General features: G+C 65.3%; 5 protein-coding genes. 3 read left to right on the top strand and 2 right to left on the bottom strand.

Annotated elements, in window-relative coordinates:
- Positions 1–152: 152 nt before the first annotated feature.
- Positions 153–1,202, bottom strand: coding sequence for an NAD(P)/FAD-dependent oxidoreductase (locus FN369_RS07725; RefSeq protein ID WP_142525599.1), 1,050 nt, complete (start codon positions 1,200–1,202; stop codon positions 153–155).
- A 156-nt stretch (positions 1,203–1,358) separates the two neighbouring features.
- On the bottom strand, positions 1,359–2,081 hold the full coding sequence (locus FN369_RS07720) for a glutamine amidotransferase (RefSeq protein WP_142525598.1): 723 nt from the start codon (positions 2,079–2,081) through the stop codon (positions 1,359–1,361).
- 236 nt (positions 2,082–2,317) lie between these two features.
- Between FN369_RS07720 and FN369_RS07715 the strand changes: the two genes are divergently transcribed.
- The 3 genes from FN369_RS07715 (at position 2,318) to FN369_RS07705 (ending at position 4,620) form a co-directional block, all read left to right on the top strand.
- On the top strand, positions 2,318–2,602 hold the full coding sequence (locus FN369_RS07715; protein ID WP_142525597.1) for a hypothetical protein: 285 nt from the start codon (positions 2,318–2,320) through the stop codon (positions 2,600–2,602).
- 114 nt (positions 2,603–2,716) lie between these two features.
- The gene (locus tag FN369_RS07710; RefSeq protein ID WP_142525596.1) at positions 2,717–4,108 is read left to right on the top strand and encodes a dihydrolipoyl dehydrogenase; all 1,392 of its coding nucleotides are present in this window, start codon (positions 2,717–2,719) and stop codon (positions 4,106–4,108) included.
- An 89-nt stretch (positions 4,109–4,197) separates the two neighbouring features.
- Positions 4,198–4,620: a hypothetical protein gene (locus FN369_RS07705; protein WP_142525595.1), complete on the top strand. Its 423-nt coding sequence runs from the start codon at positions 4,198–4,200 to the stop codon at positions 4,618–4,620.
- Positions 4,621–4,765 lie beyond the last annotated feature (145 nt).

The raw sequence follows: 4,765 nt of genomic DNA, 5'->3' as shown, positions 1-4,765 counted from the left end.
CCGCCCCCCGGCCGGCCGGAGGGGACCCTGGCGTCCACGCCTTCATCGCCACCCTTCGCCTGCGTGATCGAGCCTCACCGGTACCGCATCCATTGCTAGCCTACCTCCTTTCGGGCCTTGCGCACGAGGAGAAATCGGGGAATCCCCGAGAGCTACCCGAACTCCCCTTCCGATGGCGATCCCTGGAGGCGGCCGCAGAGAAAGTCGAACGGGATCAGCCGGCGGCCCAAGAGCCACCAGAGGCTCCCCCCAACGCCATCCCGAAGGATCCAGCGGTGCAGGGCGAGCGCCCAGCGCATCCGCCGGCGGAGTCTCTGCCACAGGAGAAGCTCGACACTTCCCCGCGCTTCCCGCCAAGAAAGGCGGCCCCGAGCATAGTCGGCTAGGGGATCCGCCGCGAGCAGAGCGCTCTCCAACGCCATCGCCATTCCGTTTCCCGTGAAAGGGGGAATGGCCGCGTAGGCATCCCCGATCCGGATTTCTTCGGCTTCGCAGGGATTCCTCCCCAGCCGAAACCCCGCCACCGCGACAAAGCTTTCGGGAAGCGGCTCTCCGCGGCCCAAGAGCTCCGCCAAGCTCCCCAGCCCCCGCTCTTCCAAGCAGGCGGAGAAGAATTCGATCCGCGAGAGAGCGCCCTGCCGGGGGAAGGCGCTCCCCTCCAAAAGAGCGCAGAGGTTCGCTCGCCCCCTCCCGGTCGAAGCGAGGCCGGCGTAGCCTCTTTTGCCGAAATGCATCTCCAAGTCGGCGCGGGGGCTTGCCGCCGCCAGCTCGATCCGGATGCCGAGCCATCGCGCTTCCCCCCTTGGCCGCCCGGTCGCCACGACACGCCCCTTCTCCGAAGGCGCTGCCACCCGCTCCCCGAGGTGCAACTCTCCCCCCAGCTGCTGGAAGCGTTCCGCCAACCGCGCGTCGAGCAGAAAGCGAGAAGCTCCGTAGGCCGGCCGGGGAAGGGTGGAGCGGAAGAAGACCTTCCCCCGACTCGCAAAGAGAAGGGAGCGCTGGATCGGAAAGCGTTCCAAAAGGTCGAGAATCCCGAGCGCCTCGAAGAGTCCCGGATCGCCCCCGGAGAGAAACTCTCCACAGACCTTATGCCGAGGATAGCGGGCCGCTTCCAAGATTCCGACAGGAATCCCCCGCTTCCGCAGCGCAATGCCCAAAGCGAGGCCCGCGAGCCCTCCACCGACGATTTCGACCGGTTTCATTGCGACCGCGTCTCCCCACCGCCCAAGCAGAGCCGAAGAGCCCTCCGGTTTCGTCCGGCCCATCCAGACTGCAACCCCTTCCGGGCGATTCTACGCGAGCCGACCCTCGCTCCGCGAGTCGCCCTCTGCGCACCACCCGGTCGGCCCCCTTTGTTCCTACCGGAAAGCCGCCAGCCCCGCGTACCGCAACCACCCCTGCCAGAACTCTCGGGCCGCCCTCTCGAGAAGCGGTGCCCGCCGCTGGCCTTCCGCCCGAAGCGCGGGGACGTCGACTCTGCTTGCGGCCAACTCAGAGGCATGGCCGACGTACCAGCGCTCGAGGCCCTCCGCGCTCACCTCCGCATGAAACTGGAGAGCCAAGGCGTGAGCGCCCAGCGCAAACGCCTGGTTCGGATAGAGAGCGGTCGCGGCCAGATGCTTGGCTCCGCTCGGCAGATCGAAGGTATCGCCATGCCAGTGCAGGACGCTCACCTCGGGGGAAAGCAGCGGAGCCAACCAGGGTGCGGAAGGAGCATCCACGCCGGGCTCGATCCGCCCCCAGCCCAGCTCCTTCCCACGCCCCCCTGGATAGACGCGGGCTCCGAGGGCCGCCGCCATCAGCTGGGCTCCCAGACAGATGCCGATCGTGGGCAAGCGGGCGTCGAGCCGTCTGCGCAAGAGCTCGATTTCGACTTCCAAGAAGGGGTAGCTCGCCCTTTCGTAGACACCGATCGGCCCGCCGAGCACGATCCAAAGCTCCGCTTTGCACGGATCGACCTCCCAGAGCCTCCCGATCGGGGCCTCGATCGTTTCCACGAGCAAGCCCTCCTCTCTAAGGAGAGCTTCCAAACTCCCCAAATCCTCGAAGGGGAGATGACTCACGGCGATGGCCTTCGGCATGATCGGCTCTCTTCTATAGCTTTCAAGCTTTCCAAGCGGGCGGCCCGCGCCGATGCCTCCGCTCGGCTCGCGTCGGGCCAATCCCGCGAATCGGCCAAGGGAGGCGCCGCGATTCGGCTTGCCGACCGTCGGTTCTCCCGCATCCCCATCTCCTCCGCCCAAGACCCTTGCGAAAAAGCTGAATTTCCCTTGTCCCCCCAGGTCGAAGACTCCTTATTCTTTTTGGAAGCTTTCCTATGCAATACGCGATCTTTCTCGATGGGAGCAACGTCCTTTCCTGGCATGGCGATGCCTCTTCTCCACTCGATGCTCTGGAGAAGCTCGCCGAAAAGCACTCCCACTTTGCGGGGATCGATCCCAACTGCCGGTGGCGCATCTACGGTCCGTTGAGCGCGGAAGCGGACTTGCGCCTAAAAGGGTGGAAGGAAGCAAAAGGGCAAGCGCCCTTCCCCCTGTCGGGCGTTGCTTACAAGATCCTTTCAACGCGCGACGTTCGGGGCACGGCGCCGACGGTCCTCTAGGCCCTCCCCGCTCGATCGAGGGCATAGCGCCGCCCCGCGCGGTTCTTGGTTGTTCTTTTCGGCTTTTCCCGGAATACTCGTCCAAGCGGAGGAGCGCCGCCAAGGAGGAAGGGCATGGCTACGGAATCGAATATCGATGTGATGATCCTCGGTGCCGGGGGGGGCGGATATCCGGCCGCCTTTCGCCTCGCCCGGGCCGGATGCTCGGTGGCGATGGCGGATCCCATCGGCAATCTCGGCGGGGATTGTCTGGCCGAGGGATGCGTACCGTCCAAGACCGTGCGGGAAGCCGGCGTCACCCGGAGCTGGTGGCCCGACAAATACCCCCTCTTCGGCTTCCGCGGCTCGAAGCCCGAAGCCGACTGGCGAGCGGTGCTCGCCCACAAGGATCGCGTCCAAGAACGCCGCTATGAGCTCCATCGAGCCCAAATCGCGGCTTCCACCGTCCGCTTCCACCAGGGTGTCGGCCGGATCGTAGACGATCACACGGTCGATGTGACCACCGCCCGCGGCGAGCTCTTGCGCTATCACGCCAAGCAGATCCTCGTGGCGACCGGTTCCCAGCCGCATCTCCTCTCCATTCCGGGTGCGGAGCTGGCCGTCACCTCCCATCACTTTTTCCGGCTCGGGGCCGATCTCCCCTTCCCGCGTCGCCTCGTGGCGATCGGAGGCGGCTACATCGGGCTCGAAACGGCGTCGATGCTCCAAAATCTCGGAGCCGAGGCGACCGTCCTCGAGGCGACCGGAGAAATCCTCCCCGGGGTCGATCCCGCTCTCGCCCGCTTCCTCCATCAAAGCCTCTCGCACCGCATCCGATTGGTCGTTCACGCCGCTGTGAGCGCAATCGAACGAGCTCCCGACGGAGAGCTTCTCGTCCACTACGAGAGCGGCGGAGAACGAAAAACCATCGCGGCCGACTGCGTCCTCATGGCCACTGGCCGGAAGCCGGTCTTCCCCGAAGGCTTGGAGGGACTTGGCCTGCTCGACGGCGGGAGGATCGCGGTGGATGACCGATTGCGCACCAAACTTTCTCACATCTATGCTCCCGGAGATGTCAACGGCCGGAGCATGCTCTTCCATTCGGCGGTTTACCAGAGCCTCGTGGCCGCGGAAGACATCTTGAGCGGCGGCCGCGGCGAGAAGACGATGGATTTCCAGTCGGTTCCTTTTACCGTCTTTACCGAGCCCGAAGTGGCCTGGGTGGGCAGGAGCGAGGCCGAAGCGGCGCAGGAGGGGCTCGAAGCCGTTGCCTCGACCTATGACTACCGGGTCGATACGCGGGCCGAAATCTTCGAGGAATCGGGCTTTCTCAAGCTCGTCTTTGAAAGGCGCACGCGTCGCCTGATCGGCGCCCAAATTGCAGGAATCGACGCGGCGCAGCTGATCGCTCCGCTCGCCCTAGCGGTCCGCAGCGGCACGACGGTCGATACGCTCCGCTTCATGGCCTTCCCCCATCCGATGATCAGCGAGGGCATCAACCACGCGGCCCGCGACGCAAGCCTCTGATTGCTTGCGATAGTCGTCTCGACCGCTCCGCGCCTTGCCTTCGCGAGATCCGTTGCGTATCATCCGGCGCGTTTCGGAGAAGATCGCATGTGCGACTTCCCGGCCCGGAACGATTGGAAGCGGACACCCGCATGAAAGGCGTCTTTCTCTCGGCGGCGTTGCTGATGGCGGCAGCGATCCCCTCCTATGCGATCCTGACCGAATGGTATCCCGAAGGCCCTCCCTACCGGTATGGTCCCCTGGGAACGGGGCGCTACTCCCTGGTATGGAACATGCCGCGCTATGCGACTGCTCCGAAGCGGCCCTACGTTATCCTCGGCAGGATCCGGGCCAACGGGGGGATCGGCGGCTCTCCGCGCACCCGCGCAGTCGAGGAAGCGAGAAAGCACGGAGCGGACGCGATCCTCTGGACCAAGGCGGAGACCCATGCCGAGGTCAATTCGATTGGATTGATCGGCCTCCTCTCCCATTGCGACTACCTTGCGATCCGGTGGGCGAAGCCGCCGCGGTGATCGTGCCGCCAGGGAACGGCGGCTAGGGGCGCGGAAATCGCCCCGTGCTCATGGAGAAAAGAGCCGAACGACGGGAGAAAAAAAGTCCTTGGCCCCGTGGGAGCCTCCGGGACCTTCCACCTGCGGCTCGGCCTCGAGATCGAGC

The organism is Methylacidimicrobium cyclopophantes, assembly GCF_902143385.2.
Taxonomy (GTDB): Bacteria; Verrucomicrobiota; Verrucomicrobiia; order Methylacidiphilales; family Methylacidiphilaceae; genus Methylacidimicrobium; species Methylacidimicrobium cyclopophantes.
This window is presented reverse-complemented; position numbering and strand designations above follow the sequence as displayed.